Annotated in this window: 25 protein-coding genes and 1 pseudogene; 11 read left to right on the top strand and 15 right to left on the bottom strand. The window is 61.8% G+C overall.

Translation table 11 applies throughout. The features are described from left to right. Positions 1-30: 30 nt before the first annotated feature. Positions 31-1,101, bottom strand: coding sequence for an ABC transporter substrate-binding protein (locus tag ATY29_RS18535; protein WP_097532978.1), 1,071 nt, complete (start codon positions 1,099-1,101; stop codon positions 31-33). Between the two features lie 221 nt (positions 1,102-1,322). On the opposite strand from ATY29_RS18535, the gene ATY29_RS18530 reads away from it, so the two are divergent. From ATY29_RS18530 to ATY29_RS18510, 5 genes are all read left to right on the top strand, one after another. Further along, the gene (locus tag ATY29_RS18530; RefSeq protein ID WP_097532977.1) at positions 1,323-2,108 is read left to right on the top strand and encodes an IclR family transcriptional regulator; all 786 of its coding nucleotides are present in this window, start codon (positions 1,323-1,325) and stop codon (positions 2,106-2,108) included. 374 nt (positions 2,109-2,482) lie between these two features. Then, positions 2,483-3,835, top strand: a complete 1,353-nt coding sequence (locus ATY29_RS18525; protein WP_003572240.1) for an LLM class flavin-dependent oxidoreductase — start codon at positions 2,483-2,485, stop codon at positions 3,833-3,835. Positions 3,836-3,845: 10 nt separating this feature from the next. Further along, entirely contained in the window at positions 3,846-4,700 is an 855-nt protein-coding gene (locus ATY29_RS18520; RefSeq protein ID WP_097532976.1) for an ABC transporter permease, read from the top strand. Positions 4,701-4,738: 38 nt separating this feature from the next. Next, the gene (locus tag ATY29_RS18515; RefSeq protein WP_097532975.1) at positions 4,739-5,722 is read left to right on the top strand and encodes an ABC transporter substrate-binding protein; all 984 of its coding nucleotides are present in this window, start codon (positions 4,739-4,741) and stop codon (positions 5,720-5,722) included. 9 nt (positions 5,723-5,731) lie between these two features. Next, complete coding sequence (locus ATY29_RS18510) at positions 5,732-6,502, top strand: ABC transporter ATP-binding protein (protein WP_025417898.1); 771 nt, start codon at positions 5,732-5,734, stop codon at positions 6,500-6,502. Positions 6,503-6,533: 31 nt separating this feature from the next. Here the strand turns inward: ATY29_RS18510 and ATY29_RS18505 are convergent, their stop codons facing one another. From ATY29_RS18505 to ATY29_RS18495, 3 genes are all read right to left on the bottom strand, one after another. After that, the gene (locus ATY29_RS18505; RefSeq protein WP_025417897.1) at positions 6,534-6,956 is read right to left on the bottom strand and encodes a type II toxin-antitoxin system VapC family toxin; all 423 of its coding nucleotides are present in this window, start codon (positions 6,954-6,956) and stop codon (positions 6,534-6,536) included. After that, positions 6,953-7,219 (bottom strand): type II toxin-antitoxin system Phd/YefM family antitoxin, encoded by a 267-nt coding sequence (locus ATY29_RS18500; protein WP_097532974.1) that lies wholly within the window; start codon positions 7,217-7,219, stop codon positions 6,953-6,955. The genes ATY29_RS18505 and ATY29_RS18500 overlap by 4 nt, the downstream gene beginning before the upstream one ends. 145 nt (positions 7,220-7,364) lie before the next feature. Then, positions 7,365-9,176, bottom strand: a complete 1,812-nt coding sequence (locus ATY29_RS18495; RefSeq protein WP_097532973.1) for a chloride channel protein — start codon at positions 9,174-9,176, stop codon at positions 7,365-7,367. Between the two features lie 241 nt (positions 9,177-9,417). On the opposite strand from ATY29_RS18495, the gene ATY29_RS18490 reads away from it, so the two are divergent. After that, the gene (locus tag ATY29_RS18490) at positions 9,418-9,855 is read left to right on the top strand and encodes a MarR family winged helix-turn-helix transcriptional regulator (protein WP_003572248.1); all 438 of its coding nucleotides are present in this window, start codon (positions 9,418-9,420) and stop codon (positions 9,853-9,855) included. A 16-nt stretch (positions 9,856-9,871) separates the two neighbouring features. Here ATY29_RS18490 and ATY29_RS18485 read toward each other — a convergent pair whose 3' ends face one another. The 5 genes from ATY29_RS18485 to ATY29_RS18465 form a co-directional block, all read right to left on the bottom strand. After that, positions 9,872-10,780, bottom strand: coding sequence for a homocysteine S-methyltransferase family protein (locus ATY29_RS18485; RefSeq protein ID WP_097532972.1), 909 nt, complete (start codon positions 10,778-10,780; stop codon positions 9,872-9,874). A 118-nt stretch (positions 10,781-10,898) separates the two neighbouring features. Then, positions 10,899-11,588, bottom strand: coding sequence for an ABC transporter permease (locus ATY29_RS18480; RefSeq protein WP_097532971.1), 690 nt, complete (start codon positions 11,586-11,588; stop codon positions 10,899-10,901). Between the two features lie 12 nt (positions 11,589-11,600). Next, positions 11,601-12,326, bottom strand: coding sequence for an ABC transporter permease (locus ATY29_RS18475; protein WP_003572251.1), 726 nt, complete (start codon positions 12,324-12,326; stop codon positions 11,601-11,603). 12 nt (positions 12,327-12,338) lie between these two features. Beyond that, entirely contained in the window at positions 12,339-13,112 is a 774-nt protein-coding gene (locus ATY29_RS18470) for a transporter substrate-binding domain-containing protein (RefSeq protein ID WP_097532970.1), read from the bottom strand. A 47-nt stretch (positions 13,113-13,159) separates the two neighbouring features. Continuing rightward, positions 13,160-13,939, bottom strand: coding sequence for an ABC transporter ATP-binding protein (locus ATY29_RS18465; RefSeq protein WP_097532969.1), 780 nt, complete (start codon positions 13,937-13,939; stop codon positions 13,160-13,162). A 162-nt stretch (positions 13,940-14,101) separates the two neighbouring features. On the opposite strand from ATY29_RS18465, the gene ATY29_RS18460 reads away from it, so the two are divergent. The 5 genes from ATY29_RS18460 to mctP all read left to right on the top strand — a co-directional run bounded on the left by ATY29_RS18460 (position 14,102) and on the right by mctP (position 18,629). Further along, positions 14,102-14,566, top strand: a complete 465-nt coding sequence (locus tag ATY29_RS18460; protein ID WP_003572254.1) for an Lrp/AsnC family transcriptional regulator — start codon at positions 14,102-14,104, stop codon at positions 14,564-14,566. Positions 14,567-14,665: 99 nt separating this feature from the next. Continuing rightward, positions 14,666-16,051 carry a two-component system sensor histidine kinase MctS gene (gene mctS / locus ATY29_RS18455; RefSeq protein ID WP_097532968.1) on the top strand — a complete coding sequence of 462 codons (1,386 nt, stop codon included), beginning with the start codon at positions 14,666-14,668 and terminating at the stop codon, positions 16,049-16,051. Then, positions 16,048-16,719 carry a two-component system response regulator MctR gene (gene mctR, locus ATY29_RS18450; protein WP_097532967.1) on the top strand — a complete coding sequence of 224 codons (672 nt, stop codon included), beginning with the start codon at positions 16,048-16,050 and terminating at the stop codon, positions 16,717-16,719. Before mctS ends, mctR begins: the two co-directional genes overlap by 4 nt. Positions 16,720-16,966: 247 nt before the next feature. Continuing rightward, positions 16,967-17,164, top strand: a complete 198-nt coding sequence (locus ATY29_RS18445) for a DUF3311 domain-containing protein (RefSeq protein ID WP_003572258.1) — start codon at positions 16,967-16,969, stop codon at positions 17,162-17,164. Next, a complete protein-coding gene (gene mctP, locus ATY29_RS18440; RefSeq protein WP_003572259.1) occupies positions 17,154-18,629 on the top strand; it encodes a monocarboxylate uptake permease MctP in 1,476 nt (491 codons plus the stop codon). Before ATY29_RS18445 ends, mctP begins: the two co-directional genes overlap by 11 nt. 77 nt (positions 18,630-18,706) lie before the next feature. On the opposite strand, the gene ATY29_RS18435 is transcribed toward mctP, so the two are convergent. The 6 genes and pseudogenes from ATY29_RS18435 to ATY29_RS18410 all read right to left on the bottom strand — a co-directional run bounded on the left by ATY29_RS18435 (position 18,707) and on the right by ATY29_RS18410 (position 25,646). Then, positions 18,707-20,671, bottom strand: coding sequence for a HAMP domain-containing methyl-accepting chemotaxis protein (locus ATY29_RS18435; protein ID WP_097532966.1), 1,965 nt, complete (start codon positions 20,669-20,671; stop codon positions 18,707-18,709). Between the two features lie 406 nt (positions 20,672-21,077). Beyond that, positions 21,078-21,465: pseudogene (locus ATY29_RS18430) on the bottom strand (hypothetical protein); the annotation flags it as partial. A 45-nt stretch (positions 21,466-21,510) separates the two neighbouring features. Continuing rightward, the gene (locus ATY29_RS18425; protein WP_097532965.1) at positions 21,511-21,849 is read right to left on the bottom strand and encodes a hypothetical protein; all 339 of its coding nucleotides are present in this window, start codon (positions 21,847-21,849) and stop codon (positions 21,511-21,513) included. 92 nt (positions 21,850-21,941) lie between these two features. After that, positions 21,942-23,039: an ABC transporter substrate-binding protein gene (locus ATY29_RS18420; RefSeq protein WP_097532964.1), complete on the bottom strand. Its 1,098-nt coding sequence runs from the start codon at positions 23,037-23,039 to the stop codon at positions 21,942-21,944. Positions 23,040-23,090: 51 nt separating this feature from the next. After that, entirely contained in the window at positions 23,091-24,131 is a 1,041-nt protein-coding gene (locus ATY29_RS18415) for an ABC transporter permease (protein WP_003572263.1), read from the bottom strand. A gap of 18 nt (positions 24,132-24,149) precedes the next feature. Next, positions 24,150-25,646 carry a sugar ABC transporter ATP-binding protein gene (locus ATY29_RS18410; protein ID WP_097532963.1) on the bottom strand — a complete coding sequence of 499 codons (1,497 nt, stop codon included), beginning with the start codon at positions 25,644-25,646 and terminating at the stop codon, positions 24,150-24,152. Between the last annotated feature and the right edge of the window lie 14 nt (positions 25,647-25,660).

Below are 25,660 nucleotides of genomic sequence, written 5' to 3'. Positions count from 1 at the left end.
GTGTCCTCAGCTCAGGATTACTTGGGCGTATTACTTGGCAAGCAGCTTGTCGAAGAGCGCCTGGTCGTAATCCGAGTAGATGTAGCCGTCAGCCGGGAACTTGTCGGCCCGTGAGAGGTAGCTGCCGATCGTGCTGTCGTCGATGACGGGCAGCGGCACCTTGACGAAGGCCGGCACGTCCTTGCCTTGCAGCGCCTGTACGGCGGTATAGACGGAAAGCGCGCCGAGCCAGTTGGGCTGCATCGTCGCCCAGCCCTTCAGACCTTTCTCCTTCCACAGTTCCAGGAACTGCCTTGCATTTTCGCCCGTCGTCGGCACCTGGTCGCGGCCCTGACGCTCGAAGGCCATGACGGAGCCGGCCGACAGCGCGCCGCCGAGCGACAGCACGCCATCGATTTCGGGATTGGCAAAGAGCAGGCTGGTCATCGCTTCCTGCGCCGGGGCAACGTTATATTCCGTGTTCGTCTCGGTGATCACTTTGAGGCCCGGATTGGCGTCGAGCACCGGCTGGGCGCCCTTGCGACGGTCGTCGCTGACCGAAATGCCGGCCGGGCCGTTCATGATGATGATCTTGCCCTTGCCGCCGAGCTGGCTGACCATCCACTTGGCCGCGGTCGCACCCCATTCGCTGGAATCGGTGTTGATCTTCGCCGTCACCTTGTCGGTGTTGACGAGGCTGTCGAAGTTGACGACGGCGATGCCCTTGTCGCAGGCATCAGAGATGACGCGGTCGAGCGCGTTGGAGGAGCCGGCGATAACGACAATGGCGTCGACATTGGCGTCGATCATCGACTGGATATGCTGGATCTGCGTCTGGGCGTTGCCCTGCGCATCCGTGATCATCAGGTCCTTCACGAGGCCCGCCTTCTTCAGTTCCTCCACTTCGGCGGTGATCGTGCCTTCTGTCTGCTTCATCCAGGTCGGCACCGAATAGATGTTCGCCCAGCCGATCGTGTAGGGCGCTTTCCTGTCGCCCTTGATGCAATTGGCAGCGGCCGAGGCCGTACCGGTGGAAAAGACGAGGAGGGCAGCGGCGGCAGCGGCGCCGGCGAGAAGGCGGCGGCGCAGTGAAGCGGAAATGCTGTTTTCTAAATTCTTCATGTCGATCCCCTTTTTTGTGCGGCAGCCTTGACGACTGACCATCAACGTCCAATATAATGTACATATGATCCTTATAACGGACGCGGTGATCTTATGCCGATTTTTCCACCTCGCAAGAGGGATGAAAAAAATTTTCGTCTGCTAGGAATGACGGGCGTCGGTTGACAGATGCGCCACAGAATTTGAAAAGCTTGACCGAACAAAAATTGGGATCGACAGCAATGGATGCAGTCCAGGACGAAGCAGCCGGCAAACGCGCCCGCGGGCTCGACCGCGCCTTCGAAATCCTCGATTTCCTGCGCCAGAAACGGCAGGCCCTGAAGCCGAACGAGATCGCCGCGCAGATCGGCGCGCCGCGCTCCTCGGTCTACGAGCTCGTCAACCTGCTACTGAGCAACGGCATTCTCGAATTCACCGGCGGCGAGGGGCGGGTCTATCTCGGTCGCAAGCTCTATTTCCTCGGCGCCGCCTATGAAAATCATTTCGATTTCACCCGCGAATGCGAGACGACGCTGGAGCATCTTGCCGACGAGACGCGGGAGACGGCACAGTTCTGCATGCTGGATGGAAACAGGTACACGGTCGTGCGCATGCGCGAAGGCGCGCGGCCCTTCCGCATTTCAACGGATGTCGGCCAGTCGGTGCCGATCCCGTGGACGGCGTCAGGCCGCCTGCTCGTTGCGCATCTGTCGGATCAGGAGATACTGAACTTCATTCCGCCGCAGGATTTCCGCCTGCCGGGCGGCGAATGGCTCGAGCCGCAAACCTTCATCGCCGAGGTGCGCCAGGCCGAGCGTGAAGGTCTCTTCACCTTCAACAGCATCGTCGATAGTTTCACCCATTGTTTTGCCGTGCCGGTGCGCGGCGAGGAAGGCCATGCAGCCGCAACGCTCTGCCTGGTCACGCCACGCGACGACGGCATTGCGAACAGGGACCGTTATCTCGGCTGCCTGAAGAAGGCCGCCGCCCGCCTCGAACATGCCCCGGCCCGACCAAAACGGAGCTGATGCCCGGGTAAACGTGGGGAGCTATATCCGGCGTCACGGACGTGGTAACTAAACGGGTCATCCCCGCATGCTTCCTTGATCGTGCAACGCTCGCCCGCCTTCGCGATGGGTTTGGGATGCCTGCGTATCTGCCGGCCCGACCAAAGACATCAACGATCAAGCGCAAGACCAGCTGCCAGCAGTTTGGCGACCCCAATCGTTGATTTCCAATTTTCCCCCGATCCCGAAAATCTATTCACTCTTCTCCCGAAACTATGAAATTAAGTTTCTCTATAAAATCTATGGAGAACATATCCTAGTGGCTCGATAGACAGATTTATACCTGCCCTCGCAGAGGAGCTGGGGCTGTTCGGGGCAAACGGAGAGGACGCGAAATGACACGGAAAATCAGGCTTGGAGCATTTCTTCCTGGTGGCGGACAGCATGTCGCCTCATGGCGTCATCCCGACCAGCCGGCCGACGGCGCCACCAGTTTCGAGTTTCACAAGCAGCTGGCACTGACAGCCGAGCGCGGCCTCTTCGATGCTTACTTCCTGGCCGATGGACTGGCTGTCGGTTTCGGCGGAGCACGCGAAGGCGGCAATGCCCGCGTCGCCGGCTTCGAACCGGTGACCTTGTTCTCGGCGCTTGCGCCTTTCACGACCCATCTTGGTTTTATCGCGACCTCCTCGACGACCTATGAGGAGCCTTATACAACGGCCCGCAAGTTCGCCTCGCTGGACCTGATTTCAGAGGGCCGCGCCGGCTGGAATGTCGTGACGACCACCGGCGACCTCACGGCACAGAACTTCAACCGCGATACCCAGCTGCCACATGCCGATCGTTATCGCCGTGCCGCCGAGCATGTCGACGTCGTCCGCAAACTCTGGGAAAGCTTCGAGGACGACGCCTTCATCCGCGACAAGGAAACGGGCGTGTTCTTCGATCCGGCGAAGCTGCACGACACCGACCACCGCGGCGAGCATTTCAGCGTGCGCGGTCCCCTCAATGTTTCACGCTCGCCCCAGGGGCATCCCGTCATCGTCCAGGCCGGGCAGTCGGAAGACGGGCGCGGGCTCGCCGCGGCAACAGCTGAAGTCATCTTCACCGCCCATCAGCACATCGAAACCGCCCAGGAATTCTACCGGGATATCAAGGCGCGCGCCCGCGGCCTCGGCCGCAACCCCGATCACATTTTAGTCATGCCCGGCGTCTCGGCCTTCGTCGGCAGGACGGAAGCGGAGGCGCGCGAGAAATACGACCGCCTGACCTCGCTGATCGTCGAAGAAGACGGGATCGGCCTGCTCAACGGCCTGACGGGCGGCACGCTCGACCTGCATGGCTATGATCTTGATGGGCCTCTTCCGCCGGCGCCGCCGACCGAAGGCATGAAGAGCCGCCAGGCCCTCATCCGCCAGATTGCCGACGAAAACAACTTCACCATCCGCCAGCTCTATCAGTGGATCGCATCGGCCCGCGGCCACTACACCATCGTCGGCACGGCCGAGCAGATCGCCGATACGTTGCAGACATGGTTTGAGAACGAAGCGGCCGACGGCTTCAACATTCTGCCGCCCTGGCTGCCGACGGCGCTCGACGATTTCGTCGATCTGGTCATCCCCGAACTGCAGCGCCGCGGCCTGTTCCGCACGGCCTATGAGGGCAAGACGCTGCGGGAAAACCTCGGCCTGCCTTTCCCGAGCAATCGATGGGTTGCAGGACACGCAACTCTCCAGGCGGCGGAGTGAGGAGCGCACCATGGCCTATGAAATCAACAACCAGGTTCTCCCGACAAGCTTCGGCCGCCTGAAAAGCGGCGAAAGCACGACTTCCCCACTCGCATCCCAGCTGCGCGGCGTGCTCGCATCACTTTTTCCACGCTACGGCCTGCTCATCAGCTTCCTGGTACTCTGGCAGGTGTCGAGCACCAGGGGCTGGGTCAACCCCGCCGTCTTCCCGCCCTTGAACGTGATCCTGTCGGCTCTCTGGACCAACCTTGCCAATGGCGCGCTGCTCGATGACATCGCCATCAGCCTGCAGCGAGCCGGAACGGCCTTCGCCTTTGCCGTCGTGGTCGGCATTCCGCTCGGCCTGTTCATGGGCCAGTTTCGCTTGGTCGAGCAGGCGCTCGATCCCATCCTGCAGCTCTTCCGCCAGACATCGGCGCTGGCGCTCTATCCGGTCTTCATCCTGCTGCTCGGCCTCGGCGAAACATCGAAGATCTTCGTGATTTTCTGGGCGACGCTCTTTCCGGTCCTGCTCGCCACGATCAGCGGCGTCAAGGAGGTGGACCAGAAGCTCATCGAGATGGCGCGCACCTATGGCGCCGGCCCGCTCACCGTCTTCCGCCGCGTCATCCTGCCAGCGTCCGTCCCTGCGATCTTCGTCGGCTTGCGTCTTTCGGCGACGACCGCCCTTCTGCTGTTGATTGCCGCCGAGATGATCGGCGCCAACAAGGGCATCGGCTTCCAGGTGATGAACGCCCAGTACAATTTCCAGATCCCGCTGATGTTTGCAGCGATCCTGCTGCTCGCCTTCCTTGGGCTTGCCGCCAACGCCTTGCTCGTTCTCCTGCAGCGCCGTCTCTGCCGCTGGTCCCAGCCGAGCCGCTGATTGCTTCCACCGATTTTCCTCTTCCGAAAGGACACAACATGACATTCCATCCCCGCAATCTTATCCTGCCGGCCGCAATCGCTCTCGGTCTTGCGACGCCGGCAGCCGCCACCGACACGGTGAAGCTGCGCTATCTCGCCAGCCAAGGCGGCCTTGCCGCCCATGAGCTTGCCGAAGAACTCGGTTACTTCAAGGATACGGGCATCACGCTGGAAAATGTCGGCTATGCCCAGGGTGGTCCGGCCTCTCTGATCGCGCTCGCATCCGGCGATGTCGAGATCGGCAGCGCCGCCACCTCAGCCGTCTTGAATTCGATCATCGGCGGCAACGACTTCGTCGCCGCCTATCCGTCGAACGGCATCAATGACGAGGTTCAATCGACCTTCTACGTGCTGGAAGACAGCCCGATCAAAACAATCAAGGACATTGCCGGCAAGAGCATTGCGGTCAACACGCTCGGCGCGCATCTCGACTATACGATCCGCGAAGCCCTGCATTCCGTCGGCTTGCCGAGCGACTCCGCCAACCAGATCGTCGTTCCGGGACCGCAGCTGGAGCAGGTGCTGCGCTCCAAGCAGGTCGACATTGCCGCCTTCGGCTATTGGCAGACGACCTTCGAAGGGGCCGCACTCAAGAACGGCGGCCTGCGTCCGGTTTTCGACGATACCGACGTGCTGGGAGATATCGCCGGCGGCTTTGTGGTTCTGCGCCGCGATTTCATCCAGCAGCATCCGGAGGCCTCGAAGATTTTCGTCGAGCAGTCGGCCCGCGCCCTCGACTATGCTCGCGAGCATCCCGAGGAAACCAAGAAAATCCTGGCCAAGGCGCTCGGCGAGCGTGGCGAGAACGCTGATCTCGCACAATATTTCCGCGGCTACGGCGTGCGTGCCGGCGGTCTGCCGGTCGAGCGCGACATCCAGTTCTGGATCGACGTCCTGGTTCGCGAAGGCAAGCTGAAGCAGGGCCAGCTGGCGGCCAAAGATATTCTCTTCACCGCCGACGCCAAGCCGGCAAGCAACTGAGGAAGCGTGATGAGCGTCGCTGAGGACATTCGCCGCGGAGAGGTGACGATCCGTCACCTTTCCAAATCCTACAGACTGAACGGCAAACCCCTGCAGGTTCTGAAGGATATCAATCTCCATATCCGCTCCGGCGAAAGCCTCGCCATCGTCGGCGCCAGCGGTTCGGGCAAGACGACCCTGCTCCGGGTTCTGGCCGGGCTTGAGGATTCCGACGCCGGAGACGTGCTCGTCGACGGCGAGGCGATACAGGGCGTCGGCGCAGAGCGCGCCGTCATTTTCCAGGAGCCGCGTCTTCTGCCCTGGCTTGATGTGCTGGACAATGTCGCCTTCGGGCTGGAAACGAGAGGCCTCACCCGCGAGCAGGCGAGGGGACGGGCACGTCACTATGTCAAGCTCGTCGGCCTGCAGCAATTCGAGACGGCCTATCCCCGGCAGCTCTCCGGCGGCATGGCCCAGCGCGTCGGCATCGCCCGGGCACTTGCCGTCCAGCCGGAAATCCTGCTGCTCGACGAGCCGCTCGGCGCGCTCGACGCCATGACCAAGATCGGCATGCAGCAGGAACTCGCCCGGATCTGGCGCGATGAGGATGTGACGACCATTCTCGTCACCCACGATCTCGAGGAGGCGATTTATCTCGCCGACCGGATCCTGATCCTGCCGCGGGAAAAGGGAGGCGAGCCACGCCTGATCGACATCGATCTGCCGCGCCCCCGCGACCGCAGCGCGCCGGAATTCGTCCGGCACCGCGAAGAACTGCTGAACCTCTTCGGATTGCATTGAAGGCTGCAGCCTCTATTAGACCGGAGACGCTTCACCCGGCCCAGGGGTCGATCAGTTCGATCCCAAAGCCCTCGAAATCACTCGTGTTGCGGGTTGCAAGGCCGAGATCGTGAGCAACCGCGGTCGCCGCGATCAGGCCGTCCATCGACGACAGGCCGCGGCCACTTCGCTTTGCATGGCCCATAAGGTCTCCCCAGGCCAGGGCCACCGGTTCGTCCACCGGAATGATGCGGTGCTCGAAGCGTTGAGTCAGATCCTGGGCAAGCCATTCGGCCAGCGCGTCGCGTTTGCGTCCCTTGTCCATCAGGGCAACACCGCGCCGGATCTCTGCGATCGACACGATACTGATAAAAGAACGATCCTCGTCGAGCTTGTCCAGCCATTCCAGGACCCGCGCATCAGGGTTCGGCTTGGTCACCTCGGACAGGACATTGGTATCCAGCAGAAACTTCACAGCGCCGGATCACGCGGTTCGTCGTATTGACGCTCAAGGTCCAGATCGGCGCCGCGCAGCGGCGATTCAATCAGAAATTCGGCAAGCGTCCCCTTGCGCGCCGTCTTTCGCTGCCATTCCTCCGCAGAGACGACGACGACGCTCGGCTTGCCGTTTCGCGTGATTGTCTGTGGCGCGGATTGCGCACGTTCGATCACCTCGGAAAGCTTCGCCTTTGCACTGGCAACAGTCCAGCTTTCATCGCCCCGCCGTGATGGTCGCATCGCTCACCTCCTGACCAGAATGACTATCATGACCATACACCCGTGACTGGATAAGTGGCAAGCTGCACTGGATCGAATGCTTCGGTTTGCGGGGGGCCGACGACGCTCGGCCCCTGCATGCCCTGAAGGAACCCCGAGGCTGCTATCAAGCCTTGCTCTTTGCTCCGGCAGTCAGATAAGGCCGCCGATCAAGTTCCGCCGACCGGTAGGAACTGCGCAGCCGCAGCAGATCCTTGCGGGCGATCAGGCCGCACAGCTTGCCCGAGGCGGGATCGACGATCGGAATGCGTCCGTCACCCGTCGACAGCATCAGGTCGGCGATGAAGGCGACGGTATCGTCCGGATGCCCGACGGGAACGGAATCATCCGTGACGTTTTCGCCGAGCGTCTGGACGGCAAGCGCCGCCTCACCCTGCCAGAGCAGAGCGTCGGCCCGCGAGACGATGCCGGCCAGTCTGCCGACGGCATCGACCACCGGGTAGATCCGATGGGTCCTCTCTTGAGAGGCGAAGAAATCGCAGGCCTCTCCGACCGTCATGGTGACGGGAAGCGTATCGACATCGGCGATCATGATCTCCCTTGCGCGCGACAGTTCGAACGGATCGACGCCGTATTCGCGGGTGATGTGCTGGCCGCGGCGCGCGATCTTCTCGGTGAGGATCGAGCGGCGCAGCAGCAGGACGGTGACGGCATAAGCCACAACAGTTGCGGCGAGCAGGGGAACGAGCGTGCTGACGTCGCCGGTGATCTCCATCGCGAAGAAGGTTCCCGTCAGCGGCGCACGCATGGTTCCACCCATCATCGCCGCCATTCCGAGCAGCGCCCAGAAGCCTGGATCATTGCCCGGCATGACAAGCCCGACCAGCCATCCGAGAGCGCCGCCGAAAATCAGAAGCGGAGCGAGCACGCCGCCCGAAGTGCCCGACGACAGGGCAAACAGCCAGATGATGGTCTTTACCAGCAGGATCGACAGTACAGCCGGCGCGAGCAGCCGGTTGTTAAGCAGGCCATCGATGATGTCGTAGCCGACGCCCATCGCCCGCGGTTCGATCAGGCCGCCGAGGCCGATGACGAGACCGCCGAGCGCAGGCCACCACATCCAGTGGATCGGCAAGGCCTCGAACAGGTCTTCGATCCTGTAGAGCAGCGTCGTCAGCAGCCCCGATTGCAAGCCGGAGATGATGCCCATCGCCGCACAGGCGAAAATTCCCCACCAGGGCAAATCTACCTGGAAATGGGTCGGGAACAGCGGGCCGGTGCCGAAGAGCAGCGGGCGCCAGTAGATCGAAACACAGGCGGCAACGGCGACGGGAATGAAGCTGCGCGGCTTCCATTCGAACAACAAGAGTTCGACCGCCAGCATAACCGCCGATATCGGCGAGCCGAAGATCGCCGTCATGCCGGCGGCGGCACCGGCGACGAGCAGCGTCTTCCGCTCGGCGGCGCTCATGTGAAAGAATTGGGCAAAAAGCGAGCCGATCGCCCCGCCGGTCATGATGATCGGCCCCTCGGCGCCGAACGGCCCGCCGGTGCCGATCGAGATTGCCGAGGACAGCGGCTTGAGGACCGCAACCTTCGGCGACATCCGGCTGCCGCCGATCAGGATCGCCTCGATCGCCTCGGGAATGCCGTGGCCGCGGATCTTCTCCGATCCGAAGCGGGCCATCAGTCCGATGACGAAGCCGCCGAGCGGCGGCACCAGCACCACCCATAGCGAACGCGGCACGGCAGCCAGAGAGGCAGGCTCAATGCCGATCTGCCTGAACCAGATGACATTTGTCACAAGCGCGATCAGGCTGACGAGACACCAGGCCGCAAAGGCCCCGGCGGTGCCGATGATGATGGACATGCCGATCAGGACGAGCACGCGCCTGTCGGTGGTGAAATCCCCGGCCTCGCGCCGAGAAAGGCCGCCGGTGAAATCATGCGGCCGGTTGCTGGGTTGATGCTGCGCCATGGAAGCCTCTGCTACGCGGAAATGGGTATGCTAGAGTGGCGTCATTATATCGTGATACGATATAAATCAATGGACGAATGCAACAAGGCGAAAATGTCTCAGAAGATGCCTCACTTGACCGGCCAGCGGCTGCCCATCTATTCGAGATGGCGAAGTGTTCGCGCGCAGAAGCCGGGGTCGCGTGTTACCCGGGCCGCAGCCGAGCACGGTCGCTCCGCTCAAGCGGCAGAGGAGAACGAGTGTGAAGAAAAACCCGCTGCCACTGAGACAGGAGGACTACGAGGCGCTCGCCGACCTTCGCTTCGCGCTTCGCCAGTTCATGGATTTCAGCGCCTCTGCTGCGCAGTCGGAAGGACTGCCCGTGCAGCAGCATCAGGCGCTACTGGCGATCAAGGGACAACGCGGCGGCGAAGCGGTAACCATCGGCATGCTGGCCGAGCGGCTGATCATCGCGCCGCATACGGCCACCGAACTCGTCGGGCGGCTGTCGGATGCCGGACTGGTCGAACGCCATGCCGACCCGGCCGACAGGCGCCGGCAGACGCTGCTCCTGACCGAGAAGGCCGACGACCTCCTGACGAGATTGAGCGCCGTCCACCTTTCGGAAATCCGGGTCATGGCGCCGAAGTTGATCGAGCTTCTCCTTGAGCTTCAAAAGGCGGCGTCGAAAGCGGGATGAACGAAGCCGTGGCGGCTCATCTCGAAAGCGTCTGCCTGAGACGGTGGATATGGGCAGCGCCGATGCCGCAGCAGCCGCCGATGATCGTAGCCCCAGCGTCGGCCCAGGAGCAGGCATAACGCGAATAAGTATCGTCGTTCAGGTCGTCGCGAGTATCGTGCAGGCCTTCATTGGCGGCCGCTTCACCTGTTTCCCCTTCGAAGGCATTGGCGTAGACGCCGATTTCAATCCGAGCGTCTGCCTTGCGGAATACGCGTGCCGTCGTTTCGACGGCCGCCTGCATGACTTCGGGCTTGCTGCAGTTGAACAGAAAGGCCGTGGCGCCCGATGACACCGCCCAGGCTGCCGCCGCCTCGACGCTTTCGCCGGAGCGAAGCTTTGGCTCGCCGCCCCCTATGGCCGCCGCGTCGTCCGCCAATGTGAAGGAGATCCAGAACGGCTTGCCTGACACCGCCACCGCCTTGCGGACGGCCTCGCCCTCGGCAATCAGGCTCAGCGTCTCGCCGAGCCATACATCGACGAAAGGCGCGAGGTTTTCGACAAGCACCTTGAGATAATCCTGCACTCGCCAAGGCTGAAAATTCTGCGGCTCGTAGGAGCCGAAGATCGGCGGCAGCGAACCGGCGACCAGCACTTTGCGATCGGTGACGGTATCGGCCGCCTCGCGTGCCAGGCGACCGGCAAGGCGGATCAGTTCAGCTCCCTCCTTCTGGAACCGGTCCTCGCCGATATGGAAGGGCACCAGCGCATAGCTGTTCGTCGTAATCACCTCGGAGCCGGCGGCGATGAACTCCTTGTGCACCTCGCGGACGATATCCGGCGAATTGATCAGCGCGAGCGCCGACCATTCCGGCTGTTTCAATTCGGCGCCGAGCCGCAGCAGTTCGCGGCTCATGCCGCCATCGAGAATTCGGGTCGTGCTCATGAAGACGTCTCCATTCAGGCTGCCGCGCCGATACCGGCGGCGGGCTTTTCATAACAAACTGGGTGAGGTGCGCGTGGTTCGTGCGCCAGCAAGGTCATGGCGATCCCTTTCCGTCGGCCTAGCGGCGAACCGGCACCTGCGCTTCGAGACCTCGAAAGACGCGGGCGATCACTGCGGTCAGGGCAAGATAGAAGACGGTCACGACGATGAGCGGTTCGTAGACCAGCAGCGTGTCCTGGCGAACCTTGTTGGCCACCGCGTAGAGATCCATCACCGTCACGGTGAAGGCGAGCGGCGTCGCTTTCAGCTGCATGACGATCTCTCCGGCAATGGTCGGCAGGGCGATGCGAATGGCCCGCGGCAGCCAGATGCGGCGGATCAGCTTCCAGGGTGACAGGCCGAAGGCCCGCCCGGCCTCGAGCTCACCCTTGGGAACCGCAAGCAGCGCGCCGCGCAACACCTCGGCCTCATAGGCTGCGTAGTTCAGCGTGAAACTGACGGCGGCAAAGAAGAAGCCTTCGCGCAGGATCGGCCAGAACAGGCCCTGGCGGATGCCGGGGATCATGGGCAGCAGCGAGCCGACCCCGTAATAGAGAAGCCAAAGCTGTATCAGCAGCGGCGTGCCGCGAAAGAAGGTGCAGTAGCCGCGGGCGGCGAGCCGCGTCAGCCTGCCGCCGCTGACCTGCGCGAAGGCGAGACCGATGGCGATGATGAAACCGAAGACCACTGAGATGACAAGCAGCGACACCGTCTGCCAGGCGCCTGTCAGAAGCAGCGGCCAATAGGAAGAAATCCAGGTGAAACTCATGGGGCGCGCTCCTCAGGCAAGGCGTGGCTGCCCCCGCCGTACCCGCCCCTCGATCAGTTTGAAGACGACGTTGGAAACGAGCGTGATGGCAAGATAGAGAAGGGCCGAAGCCAGGAAAAACACGAAGTAATGTTTGGTGCTTGCCCCGGCAAGCCGTGTGGCGAGCGCCAGTTCCTGGTAGCCGACGACCGCGACCAGCGCGCTGTCCTTGGTGATCGACATCCACAGATTGGCAAGCCCCGGCAGGGCGTTCGGCAACAGCGCCGGCAGCAGGACGCGGCGGAAGCGCAGCACCGGCCCCATGCCGAAGGCCTTGGCCGCCTCGATCTGGCCGACGGGAATGGCGAGGATCGCGCCGCGCAGCACTTCCGTCATATAAGCGCCCTGCACGAAGCCGAGCACGGCGACGGCCGCAACGAAACCGTTCACATTGACCGGCGGCAGGCCGAATGCCGCCAGCAGCCGGTTGAGGCCGTCGGTGCCGGCATAATAGAGCCCGACAATCAGGATCAGTTCGGGAACCGCGCGAATGACGGTGGTGTAGAAATCGAGCAGCAGACGGAGCAGGCGATTGCCCGAAAGCTTTCCAAGCGCCCCGCCTGTGCCGAGCAAAAGTCCGACCGCGAAGGCGCAAGCCGAGATGGCGACCGTGGAGACCGCACCTGCCAGAAGAACGCCGCCCCATCCCGGAGGATAGGGAGACAGCAGATCCAGAATGCCTTGTTGCGCGGTCGCCATCTCTACGATTGCTTACTTCGCGCCGTAGATGTCGAAGTCGAAGTATTTCTTGGTGATGGTGTCATACTGGCCGTTGGCGCGAACCGCAGCGATCGCCGCATTCAGCTTGGCTTTCAGCTCGGTATCTTCCTTGCGCAGACCGCCGGAAACACCGGCTCCGAGGATTTCCTTGTCGTCGGCGACATCTCCCATCTTGGCGCAGCAATCCTTGCCGCCATCGCTTTTCAGGAACGCGTCGAGCGCCAGCGAATCGCCGAAGACGTAGTCGATCCGGCCGGCAGCGAGATCCTGGAAAGCCTCATCGAGCGTCTGATAGGTCTTCTCCTCGGCGGCGCTGGCAAAATACTTCTTGTAATATTCAGACTGGATCGTCGACACCTGGATGCCGATGGTCTTGCCCTTCACGTCTTCGGCGCTGGCGCCCGGCTTCTGGTCCTTGGGACCGATCAGGGTGCTCGGCGTGTTGTAATATTTGTCGGTGAAGTCGATCACCTTCGAGCGCTCCGCCGTGTTCGACATCGACGACCAGATCACGTCGAACTTCTTGCTCTGCAGGGCCGGAATGAGACCATCCCAGGAAATGTCGACGATCGAGCATTTCTCCTTCATCTCGGCGCAGACGGCGTTCATGAGATCGATCTCCCAACCTTGCCACTCACCCGAGGCGTCCTTGGCGAAGAAGGGCGGATAGGATTCGTTCATGACACCGAAGCGGACTTCGGCCTGAGCCGTGACGGCCGTAAGTGCAAGTGCGGCGCCGGCAAAAAGCATGGGGAGTAGTTTCATTCGCAGGGTTCTCCAGATTTGTGTTGGCGATGACAGTTTGGTGCGCATCAATGGGTGCTGAGACGGGTGAATTCCCGGCAGCGGGCGCTGACGGGGGCGCCATATATCTGTTCGGGCGGCCCCTCTTCCTCGATCCGTCCCTGATGCAGGAAAAGAACGCGGCTCGAGACATCCCGGGCGAAGCGCATTTCATGGGTGACGATCAGCATGGTCCGACCTTCTTCGGCGAGGTCGCGGATGACCTTGAGGACCTCGCCGACCAGTTCCGGATCGAGCGCCGATGTCGGTTCGTCGAACAGCATGACATCAGGGTCAATGCAGAGCGCTCTGGCAATCGCCGCTCGCTGCTGCTGGCCGCCCGAAAGGAAGGCGGGGTAGGCGTCACGCTTGTCGAAGAGGCCGACCTTGTGGAGCAGGGCTTCCGCCTTTTCGATCGCCTCGCGCCTTGAAATGCCCATGACATGCACCGGCGCCTCGATGACGTTTTCGAGCACCGTGCGATGAGCCCAAAGATTGAAGCTCTGAAATACCATCCCGAGCCCGGTCCGCAGCCGTTCGATCTGCCGCCAGCTCTGCGGCTGCAGGTGGCCACCGCGGCCGGCTTTGAGCACGACCTCCTCGCCGTTCACGGCAATACGACCGCGATCCGGCATTTCCAGAAAATTGATGCATCTGAGGAATGTGCTCTTGCCAGAACCTGACGAGCCGATAATGGAGATGACATCTGACTTATGGGCCTCGGCTGAGATACCCTTGAGAACCTGTTGCGAGCCGAAACTTTTATGAAGATCTTCGACGCGAAGAGCAGGAAAGGGTTGATCCGACATGCATGGTTCCGGTGAACTGAATTTGCGAAGGATAATGATAAAGATGCGCGGTTTTTTCGCGCAATTTTTGTCTCTTCTGCATAATTTGTGCAAAATAATCTTCTTCACGCGGCGAATGCGGCAGAATGCGTGACGGGCTCTGGTAGGAATTGGGATTGGACAATGGAACAACTGGATCGTTTTGACCGCGACATTCTCGATATCGTTCAGCGCGACTGCCAGCTGAAGGCCGAAACCATCGCCGAACAGGTCGGGCTGTCGGTCTCGGCGGTGCAGCGGCGGCTGAAGCGGCTGCGCGAGGAGGGGATCATCAAGGCGGAGGTCGCCGTCGTCGACCGGAAGGCGACCGGGACATCGATGGTGTTCATCGTCGGGATGGAGATCGAGCGGGATAATTACGACGCTCTGGCGAAATTCCGCCTGTGGGCGGAAAAGCAGGATCATATCCAGCAGGTCTATTATGTCACCGGCGCGGTCGATCTGATCGCGATCGTCACTGCCCGCGACGTCGAGCATTATGACGACATCGCCGCCCTGATCATGGCTGACAATCCGCAGATCCGCCGCATGCATACGAATGTCGTGCTGCGCGATGTCAAGCTCGGCCTGTTCGTGCCCCTGGAATAGCGCTGACGCGCCGGCCCACCGTCGCACGCCGGACAAGCCGCTGGACTCGCATTCGGCAAAGGGCATGATTCCGGGCGCAAATCCTCGGGAGGGAGATCCTTGACGTTACGACACCAGATCATCGCATTGGCGATCATCCCGCTCGTCATTTCGATCCTTGCGATCACCACCTTTATCACCTGGCAATCGGCAAACCTCGCGAAAAACAGCATCGACACCTTCGAGCAGAACATGCTGAAGACCAAGGAAGCCGAGATCCTTAATCTGACCAATCTTGCCCTCTCCGCCATCCAGACGATTTATGACAGGGCCAGCGCCGACGATGAAGCTGCCAAGCAGCAGGTGGCTGAGATACTGACCTCGCTCGATTACGGCAAGGACGGCTATTTCTTCGTCTACGATTACGACGGCAACAATATCGTCCATCCGCGCCAGAGTTTCCGGCATGGGCACAATTGGCTCGATCTCACCGATCCGGATGGCGACAAGGTGATTGCCGAACTGATCGCCACGGCAAGAGCGGGCGGCGGCCTGCATCAGTACAAATGGCAGAAACCATCGACCGGGCAGATCGCCGACAAGCTCTCCTTTGTCGTCAGCCTCGACAAATGGCACTGGGTCGTGGGAACCGGCGTCTACCTCGATGACGTCTTTGCCCAAAGTGCCGCCGCCAACAAGGTGATGCGCGCCAACATCCGGCGGACCTTCGTTATCGTTGCCCTGATCGCCGTTCCATCGGTGCTCGTCGTCTTCACCACCTGCATGCTGCTGACCTTCCATGAGCGCCGCATGGCCGATAGCCGGCTCAAGGCGCTGACGCAGCGGGTCATCGATACCCAGGAAGAAGAGCGCGCCCGTCTTGCTCGCGAACTGCACGACGGCATTTCCCAGAATCTCGTCGGTGTGCGTTACGCGATGGATCTCGCCGGCCGCAAAGTCAGGACCAATGTCGACGATGCGGCTGTCACCATCGACCGCGGTATCGAGGCGCTGAATGGCGCCATCAAGGAGATCCGGCGGCTCTCGCATGATCTGCGCCCGCGCGTGCTCGACGATCTCGGCCTGACGGCGGCGATCGAGGCGCTCTGCTACAATTTCGCCGAGCGGACGGGGATCGAGACTGATATCGATGCTTCAGGCTTCAGCGATACGCTGAAGGCCGAAGCCAATACCGCGCTTTATCGCGTCGCGCAGGAGGCCTTCAACAATGTCGAGCGGCATTCGGGCGCCTCCCGGCTGGCGGTCAAACTCTGGAGCGATGGCGGCCGCGCCCGCATGACGATTTCAGACAACGGTGCCGGCTTCGATGGCGCCAAGGACGGCGCATCGGGCAGATCAGGCCTCGGCCTGCGCAACATGCAGGAGCGGATGGCGCACTTCCGCGGCCTGTTGCTGATCAACAGTAGCGAGGCCGGCACGACGCTGACGGCGATGCTGCCGAAGTCGGCCAATCGTGCCTCCGACCGGCAGGCGGAAGCGGCATGACCGAACGCCCCAAGATCAAGGTGCTCTTGATCGACAATCATCCGCTTGTGCTCGACGGTCTGAAGGCCGTGCTCGAAACATTCGACCATATCGAAGTCGCAGGCACCGCCGGGCTTGCGCAAACCGGGCTCGACATCGCTCGGCAGGTCCAGCCGCAGGTGGTGCTGATGGATATCAACATGCCGAAGCTCAGCGGCATCGATGCGATCGAACTGTTCAGGAACGAACTTCCGCAGACCCGCGTCGTGATGCTCTCCATGCATGACAGCCGCGAGTATATTTCCTCGTCGGTCATGCATGGCGCCGCCGGTTACATCCTCAAAGACGTCTCGACCGACGAGATCGTCTCGGCCATCGAGACCGTTGCCAGCGGAGGCACCTATTTCTCGTCGGGTGTTTTCGACGCGCTGATGGGCGAACGAACAGAGGAGGGGAGCGATCCCTTGACGCCGCGCGAGCGTGACACTCTAGGGCTGATCGTTGCTGGCCGGAGCAATCGCGAGATCGCCGAGGCGCTCGGGATAAGCTCCGCTACGGCGGAAACGCACCGCAAGAACCTCAAGAAAAAGCTCGGCATCGCAACGACGGCGGGCCTTATCCGCTATGCGCTCGACCACGGCATCGTCGCAAAAGCCGATGCGAATTCGCGCCTACCCACTTCTGGGTAGGCCCCGGCGTTTCACCCTTGCGCCCATCTTGTGGGGATGAAATCAGCGCCCTAGGACTCCAATCACGGCTGGCCAAGCGCTGGCCGTTGGGAGGAATTCACATGCGTTACATCAGCTTCCGAACGTCCGGAAAAGCTCGAGCGACCCGAACCGGGCCTGCTGCCGCCGCCGGCTGACAGGCCTGCCTTCCACGCCGACAACTGGAACATGGCGACCGCGGCCCGCGGCGCCTGAAAGGGATCCCGACATGGAAAAACCACGTAGCAAGGCAGCGCTCTGGCTGCTGATCATTCCGTATATCGGTCTGCTCTGGCCGCCGTTTTACAATCTCCGCGAACCGTCGCTTTTCGGCTTCCCCTTTTTCTATTGGTATCAGCTTCTCTGGGTGCCGATCACCGCGACGCTGACCTGGATCGCCTATCGGAGCACCCGCCATGACGACTGATATCAACGGCACGGCGCTGGCCGTCTTCATCTTCTTTTTCGCCCTCGTCACCGTCATGGGCTTCGTCGCCAGCCGCTGGCGCAAGCCCGAGACACTCGCCCATATCGATGAATGGGGTCTCGGGGGCCGCAATTTCGGCACCTGGATCACCTGGTTCCTCGTCGGCGGCGATTTCTATACCGCCTATACCGTGATCGCCGTCCCGGCGCTGGTCTATACCGTCGGCGCCTACGGCTTCTTCGCGTTGCCCTACACCATCGTCGTCTATCCCTTCGTCTTCATGGTCATGCCGGTTCTGTGGAAACGCGCCAAGGATTTCGGCTATGTGACGGCGGCCGACGTCGTGCATGGGCAATACGGATCGCGCGGCCTCGAACTCGCCGTCGCGGCCACGGGCGTCGTCGCCACCATGCCTTACATCGCCTTGCAGCTTGTCGGCATGACGGCGGTTCTGAAGGCGCTCGGGCTGCATGGCGAACTGCCGCTGGCGATCGCCTTCATCGTGCTGGCGCTCTACACCTATTCGGCGGGCCTGCGCGCCCCGGCGCTGATCGCCTTCGTCAAGGACATCATGATCTATATCGTGGTGATCGCGGCCGTCGCGTTGATCCCGTCGAAGCTCGGCGGCTATGCCAATGTCTTCGCCTCCGCCGATGCGGCCTTCCAGGCCAAGGGCTCTGGCAGCCTGCTGCTCGGCGGCAATCAGTATGTCGCCTATGCCACGCTCGCTTTCGGTTCAGCGCTTGCGGCCTTCATGTATCCGCATACGCTGACCGGCATCTTCGCCTCCAACAGCGGCAAGACGATCCGCAAGAACGCCATCATGCTGCCGGCCTATACGCTGCTGCTCGGCCTTCTGGCGCTGCTCGGCTATATGGGCCACGCCGCCAACCTGAAGCTCGACAGCGCCAATGACGTCGTTCCCACGCTGTTCAAGACGCTGTTTTCGGGCTGGTTCTCCGGCTTCGCCTTTGCGGCGATCGCCATCGGCGCGCTGGTGCCGGCCGCGGTGATGAGCATTGGCGCTGCCAATCTTTTCACCCGTAACTTCTGGAAGGCCTATGTCGATCCCAAGGTCAGCGATGCGGGCGAGGCCAAGGTCGCGAAGATCACCTCACTCGTGGTGAAGGTCGGCGCGCTTCTCGTCATTATCTTCCTGCCGACGCAGTTCGCACTCGACCTGCAGCTGCTTGGCGGCATCTGGATCCTGCAGACGCTCCCGGCGCTGGTCTTCGGTCTCTACACCGGCTGGTTCCGTGCACCTGCTCTGCTTGCCGGCTGGTTCGTCGGCTTCTGCGGCGGCACCTTCCTCGTCTGGGATGCCGGCTGGAAGCCGCTGCACCTGATCAGTCTCGGCGGCGAGCCCTTCACCGTCTACACCGGACTGCTGGCGCTTGCGGCAAATATCGGCGTTGCCGTCGTGATCAACGCCCTTCTTCCGGCCAAGGCTCCGGTTCAGGCATAAGATGAAAATGCGAAGGGCAGCCAACGCTGCCCTTCGCCATTGCCGTCCGGCGGAAGCCGGAGAGAAATCAGTGCGATTTAAAACTCTTCCCAATCGCCGGCCACGGCCGCATTGCCGTTCGACTGAAACGACTTGCCGACTTTGGCAATCATCTGGCGGGCAGGCGAGGAAACCGGCTGGGCATGTTGTGCGGCGGCAGCCGGCTGCGATATGCGCCTGGGCGCTGCCACAGCGCCGCCAATACTGAACTGACCGAGGAGCTGGAACAGCGCGTCGGCTTCTTTGGCGAGGTTATGGGCGGCGGCCGTCGCTTCTTCGACCATGGCGGCATTCTGCTGCGTGCCCTGATCCATCCTGTTGACCGCAGTGTTGATTTCCTTCAGCCCCGTTGCCTGCTCCTGCGAAGCGCCGACGATGGCGCCGACATTGCCATCGACCTGCTGCACCTGTGCGACGATCTCTTTCAGGGCTTTGCCTGTTTCGCCGACCAGGGCCACGCCGCTTTTGACATGTCCGTTCGAAGCATTGATCAGTTCCTTGATTTCCTTCGCGGCCTTGGCGGAACGTTGGGCCAATTCGCGCACCTCCTGGGCAACGACGGCGAAACCCTTGCCTGCTTCCCCGGCGCGGGCAGCTTCGACGCCGGCATTCAGCGCCAGCAAGTTGGTCTGGAAGGCAATCTCATCGATGACGCCGATAATGCTGCCGATTTCAGTGGCGGAGGATTCGATCTTGCCCATCGCATCGACCGCGTCCTGAACGACGTTGCCCGAGCGTTCCGCGCTGTCCTTCGTCTTGCGAACGAGCTGTCCTGCTTCCTGAGCCTTGCTGCTCGAGTCGGCGACGGTGGTGGTGATCTGCTCCAGAGCGGCGGCGGTTTCCTCGACGGAGGCAGCTTGCTGTTCGGTCCGCTTGGCAAGATCGTCCGAGGAGGATCGGATCTCCTGTGCCCCGGCGGCGATGGCGCTGGCGTTCTGGGCAACCTTCTGCATGGCGGCGCGGAGCTTTTCGACTGCCGTATTGAAGTCGGCGCGGAGTTTTTCCAGCGACGGGATGAACGGCGTGTCGATCTGCTGCGTAAGATCGCCGTCGGCCAGCGCCTGCAGTGCGGTGCCGAGCTGGCCGACAGCCCGGTCCGTCTGCTCGGCAAGAGTGCGGCGTTCATCGGCATCCTGCTCGAGCCTATGCCGTTCCGCGACAGCCCTCTTGGCCTCCGCGTCAGCTTCCCGCTCGGCCTTTGCCGAGATGGCGTCGCGCAGGCCAGCCACGGCACGCGCAAGCTTGCCGATTTCATCGCCGCGGGCTTCGAGACGACGGTCACCGTCGAGATTGCCTTCCCCCATCGCTTTCAGCGAAAGCTGCAGTCTTGCCAGCGGTCCGACGATCGTGCGCGCGGTAATCGCGGCGGCGACGATCGAAAGAAGTGCTGCGATGCCCAATGCCGTCAGCACGATCGGCTTGAAGCCGCTTGCCGTGCTGCGAACCTCGCCGCCGATCGATTTGTTCAGCGCTTCCTGATAGTCGATGAATTTGTTGATGGCGCCGAGCCACGCAACGAAGGCAGGCCTCGCCTGCTCGAGCAGGATCTTGCGAGCCGCCTCGCCGTCACCCTTTTCCTGCAGCGCAATGATCTGGGCGACGAGGGGATTGGTTTTCGCCTGTATGTCGGCGATTTCGCCGAGGATGGTCTTTTCCTGATCCGTCGCACCGGCCGGAGACGCAACCATCTCCGCCATGCGCTTTTCATTCTCGGCATAGGTAGCAGCCAGCTTTTCGATCAACGCCTCGGCCGCCTTGCGTTCATCGGCTGATGTCACCAGGGTCACATCGCGAATGGCAATCGCCCGATCGTGCACGCTGCCGCGATAGTTGATGGCAAAGCGCTGCTTGACGCTGTTGACGTCGTTGATCGTCCCGAGATTGTCGTTGATTTCCGCGACCTGCACGGCCGAGTAGATACTCAGGCCTGCCATCAGCAGGATCAGAAAGCTGAAACCAAGGGCGAGACGCATCGCGATCCCGAAACTCTTAATGCTGTTCATTCGCGCTCTCCATCGTGTCGGCGAGGTTTAAGGGTGTCTGTGACCAGGATCTGTCCCCGAATGATTCGCCGGGCACCACTGCGCGTCGGTCGAAGGCCGGGCGAGCATCAAGGTGACAACGTCGATTTCATGCGAGATTTCGGGAGACCTGGCCGGCCATCATGGCGTAGGTGACGATCCTCAGAACGTCGCTCCGATACCCTTAAAAATAGGAGGAGATATTTTAGAGAGTGTAAACGAAGCCGAAAGGGCGCCATTAAACTGCGCTTTTTGTATATTTTTTCGCATTTTTCGTCCCAATGGCCCCGGCGCCCACCCCGGAAAGAGTACACCAAGTTGTTGGTTCGAATTGGTATACATTTCCTATTGCAAATGGGCCGTTTGTTTCCACTTGCCGGCATCGATGTCAGGGATGAAGTTCGCCGTTAAACGCAACTCTTTGAGAATTGTTAGAAGTTCTCGCAGCTTGCGGTGCGGAAAGGAATAGGGCAGAGGTGGCACGACTGTCGGACAGCACGAAATGCGTGATCCCCAGATCCTGGTATCTGCGCAGCGAGCGAGCGACATCTGCCGCCGACCCGACCAGCCATGTGGTGCCGGCGCCACCGCCACCGAACTTGCCCGGCGCGGTATAGAGATTGTCGTCAAGGACGTCGCCGCGCGTCGTAAAGCGCAAGCAGCCGCTGCTGGCCGACGGCAAAGGCGCGCTGGTGATCGTGCCAGCCGATGCCCTCGCTCTTCGCCATCTCGGCGACCTTCGCCTCGGAGTCGGACGAAGCCCGTTCGGTCCTGTCCGGGCAGCGTCCGTCGCTCGAGTCGGCGTGGAAGCCGCCCGGAGGTCAGGCAATGGCTGGCGGGTATTCGTTGGCCTGGAAGACGTGATGATGCACCTTGCCGGTGAAGAGTTGCAGGAGTTCGCCGGTGACCTCGCGGCTCTCGAAGCGCACATTGGAGCGAAGCGCTGCGTTGACCGCATCCATATCGGGATAACGAATGGCGAGAGCCATGGCATAGACCGGGGCGCCTTCGTCGCGCTCCATTCCATCAAGCACCCGGACTTCCTCGGCGCCTGGAAATTTCGTCCAGAGAGGGACGAGCCGCTGCCTGACAAAGGCGCGGAATTCCTCTTCTCGGCCGGGATGGATTTCGCCTTCAAACAAAGCATAACGAATGATCATAGGTTCTCTTTTCCAATACTCGCCGGAGCTGGATCGATGTTGGCGTGGTCAGGATGGTAAGGGCGTATCGGTCGATACGCCCTTGGGAAGGCTTATTTGCCCCAGATTTTCTTGTATTGATCGCGATAGCCGTTATCGGGATCGAAGCTGTTCTTCGGCCCGCCGTCGAATTCGACATTCGCGCTGGTCACCACGTGGAGCGGCGACACGTAGCCGGACCATGGAGCTTTCGCGAAGGCGCGGTTCAATTCGTCGACGAGCTGCCAGCCTTGGAGGTTGAGCGGCTCAGCGACCGTGACGGCCTGATACTGCTTGGCGCGGATGCGCTGATAGGCGCTTTCCGAACCGTCGCCGGCTGCGACATTCACCGGCTTTCCGTCGCCGGTAATGCCGGCCGAGGCGAGCGACGGTCCCATGAAGTCGTAATATAGGTCGTTGATCGCCAGCGAATGCGTCCACTTGGCGCCATACTTCTGCAGCAGCGAAGTGGTCAGCTGCGGCATGCGCTGCGAGGTTTCGGCGATCGGCGTATCGACATATTCAAGCACCGTGCCGCCGAGATCCTCAATCTCCTTCTTCATGCGGTCGGCCTTGGCGATCGCGATCGCGTAGGTCGAGTCGGTGAAGATGATGACGCCGGGCTTGCCGCCGGCATCGGCGAAGGCCCAATCGGCCGCGGACTTCGATACTTCCATCGCATCGGTGGTGACGTTGGCGAAAACGCCGACTTCGGGAACCGGGCCAACGGCCGAGGCGGCATGCCAGGAAACCATCGGAATGCCGGCCGCCTTGGCCGCTTCCATCGCCGGCTTCTGCTCGACGGCGTCGAAGCCGTTGATGATGATGCCATCCGGCTTCAACGCCATGGCCTGGCCGAACGCTGCCGTGCGGCCGCCGATCGAACCGGCGCCGTCAAGGGCCTTCACCGTCCAGCCGAGCGCGCCAGCTGCTTCCTGAACGCCATTGACCACGCCGAGGATGCCGCCGTTTTTCATATCGCCGGCAAGAATGACGATGTTCTTGCCGCTCGCGCCCTTGGGGCCGCTCGTCGGGCCATCCCAAGCGCTCACCTTGGACGCATACTTTTCGACCACCGCCTTGGCGTCGGCCATGGAATCGGCCAATGCCGGCATGCTGAGCATAACGGCGACGGTTGCGACCGTTGCCTGCAATAACGTTCTGCGTTTCATGTTCACTCCTCCATTTTGTTTGTTATGAAATGCCGGGATGAGCCGGCATCTTCATTTGGATGCGGGTGTGATCCTCCTCACAGCTCCGCGCTTGCGCTGGGCGTAACCTGCTATGCCGATGGCAATCAGCAGGGTCACACCGTTGAACAGCGGTTCGACGAAGAACGACCCGCCGAATTGCTGAATTCCGGAAATGCCGACCGCCAGGATGATGACGCCGATCAAGGTGCCCCAGACGTTCACCCGGCCCGGCTTGATCGTCGTCGACCCGAGGAATGCGCCGACAAGCGCGGGCAGCAGATATTCGAGGCCGACGCTCGCCTGGCCGATGCGCAGCTTCGAGGCGAGAAGGACCCCGGTCAAAGCCGCCAGCAGGCCTGACGTGACGAAGGCGCCGATCACGAATTTGCGGACGGGAATGCCATTGAGGGCCGCAGCCTTGGGATTGGCGCCGATGGCATAGAGATAACGGCCGATCGGCAGGTATTCGAGCACGATCCACATGCAGATTGCGATCAGCAGCACGTAGAAGCCGGTGATCGGCAGGCCAAACAGCATGGTGCCGTTCAACGCATAGAAGCCCTCAGGCAGGACGCCGACCACCTGCCGGCCGCCGGTATGCCAGAGGGCGAGCGCGTAGAGGACCGTCCCGGTGCCGAGCGTCGCAATGAAACTGTCGATCTTGGCGACCTCGACCAAAAGGCCGTTGATGCAGCCGGTAAGAACGCCGAGCGCAAGCACGATCAGGACCGCGACCGGCCAGGGCAGGCCGTAGGCCGTCTGCAGGCTGATGGCGAGAATGTGCCAGAGCACGATGCCGTAACCGACGGTCAGGTCGATGCGGCCCGACGCCATCGGGATCATCGCGGCGAGCGACAGAAGCGCGATGATCGCCTTGTCGGAGACGATCGAGCGGACGTTCAAGACGGTCGGAAACGTATCGGGCAGCAGGATCGAAAAGAGCACGATCAGCCCGAGGGTCAGGATCACCAGCCCGTAAACCGGGATCAGGCGTCCGATCTTCTGGCCTGCGGACAGGCCGGCCATTTCGCTCTTGGTCGGCTCCAGCGCGGTGGATTCAATGGATTGCATGGCTGTTCTCCCGATGGCTCAAGCCGCTTCCGATGCGGATGCAGCTGTTATGACTGCCTCCGTCGTCAGGGCGCTTCCAGTCAGTTCGCTGACGATTTTGCCGCGCGAGAAAACCAGCGCGCGGTGGCAGATATGGGCGATTTCCTCGAAGTCCGTCGACACCACGACGACCGCGAGGCCGGCTTCGAGCGCCTGGGTGATCAGACGGTAGATCTCCGCCCGCGCACCTATATCGACGCCGGCGGTCGGATCTTCGGCAATCAGCAGCTTGCGGCCGGTCGCCAGCCAGCGGCCGACGACGACCTTCTGCTGATTGCCGCCCGACAGGGCCTCGACAGGCAGATCCGGATCGTTCGGCCTGAGGCCGACGGTATGGCCGATCGCATGGGCAAGATCGGCTTCGCCGCGCGGCGACAGGAAGGACAACAGCCCGCGCCCGACAGCGCCCGGATTGAGGTAGGTGTTTTCCCGGATGGAGAGCGAGAGCGCGACGGATTCCTCCGTGCGGTCACGGGCAATCAGACCGATGCCGGACGCCATGGCCTGTCGCGGGCTGGAAAGATCCGGCGCCTGGTCATGCAGCAGAACCGAGCCGTCGAAGGGCTCGCAGCCAAACAGCGCCCGGCCTATCCGTTCCTGACCGGCGCCACGCAATCCGGCAAGGCCGAGCAGCTCGCCCTCTCTTATATCGAAGGATATCGGGCTGGTGCCGGCGCAGACCAGGTCACGCACCTTGACGATCGCCTTGCCGGGCTTGATCTCGGTCTTCGAAAAGAGACTGTCGCCGCTGCGGCCGATGATCATCGTCACCAGTTCGTCGGGAGTGGTCTCGCTGACGGGCTTCTGTCCGACCATGCATCCGTCGCGCAGCACGGCGACGCGATCGGCGATGCGGAAAATCTCGTCCAGCCTGTGGGAGACATAGATCATGCCGACGCCGCGCTCCTTCAGGGGGCGGATCGCATTGAACAGCCGATCGACTTCGTCGGCCGGAAGGCTCGCCGTGGGTTCGTCGAGCACCAAAACGTCGGCTTCGACGGCAAGCGCGCGGGCAATGGCGACGAGCGATTTTTCGGTGCGCGACAGGGCCGAGACCCGGGTCGTCGGATCGAAATCGCAGCCGACCAGCTTCAAGGCTTCTTTGGCGCGCGCCTGCGTCCTGTTCCAGTCGATCAGGCCGCGACGCATGGAGAAGCCTTGCGACAGGCCCATGTTCTCGCCGACCGTCATCCACTCGATCAAGCCGAGGTCCTGATGGATGAATGCGACCGGCTGCCGCTCGTTCGGCTTCGGCGGACGATGATGGTAACTCTGGCCGCGAAAAAGGATGTCGCCGTTATCGGGCTTGTAGATACCGGCCAGCGTCTTGATGAGCGTCGATTTCCCGGCTCCGTTTTCCCCTAGCAGCGCAAGGATCTCCCCCTCGCGCAGATCGATCGATACGTCACGCAGTGCCTGCGTGCCGCCGAAGCTCTTGGTGATCGATTGGAACTCCAGCAGTCTCTTGGCTTCCACCGTGGCTCCTCCCA

It is taken from the genome of Rhizobium hidalgonense, assembly GCF_002914525.1.
Lineage (GTDB): Bacteria > Pseudomonadota > Alphaproteobacteria > Rhizobiales > Rhizobiaceae > Rhizobium > Rhizobium hidalgonense.
This window is presented reverse-complemented; position numbering and strand designations above follow the sequence as displayed.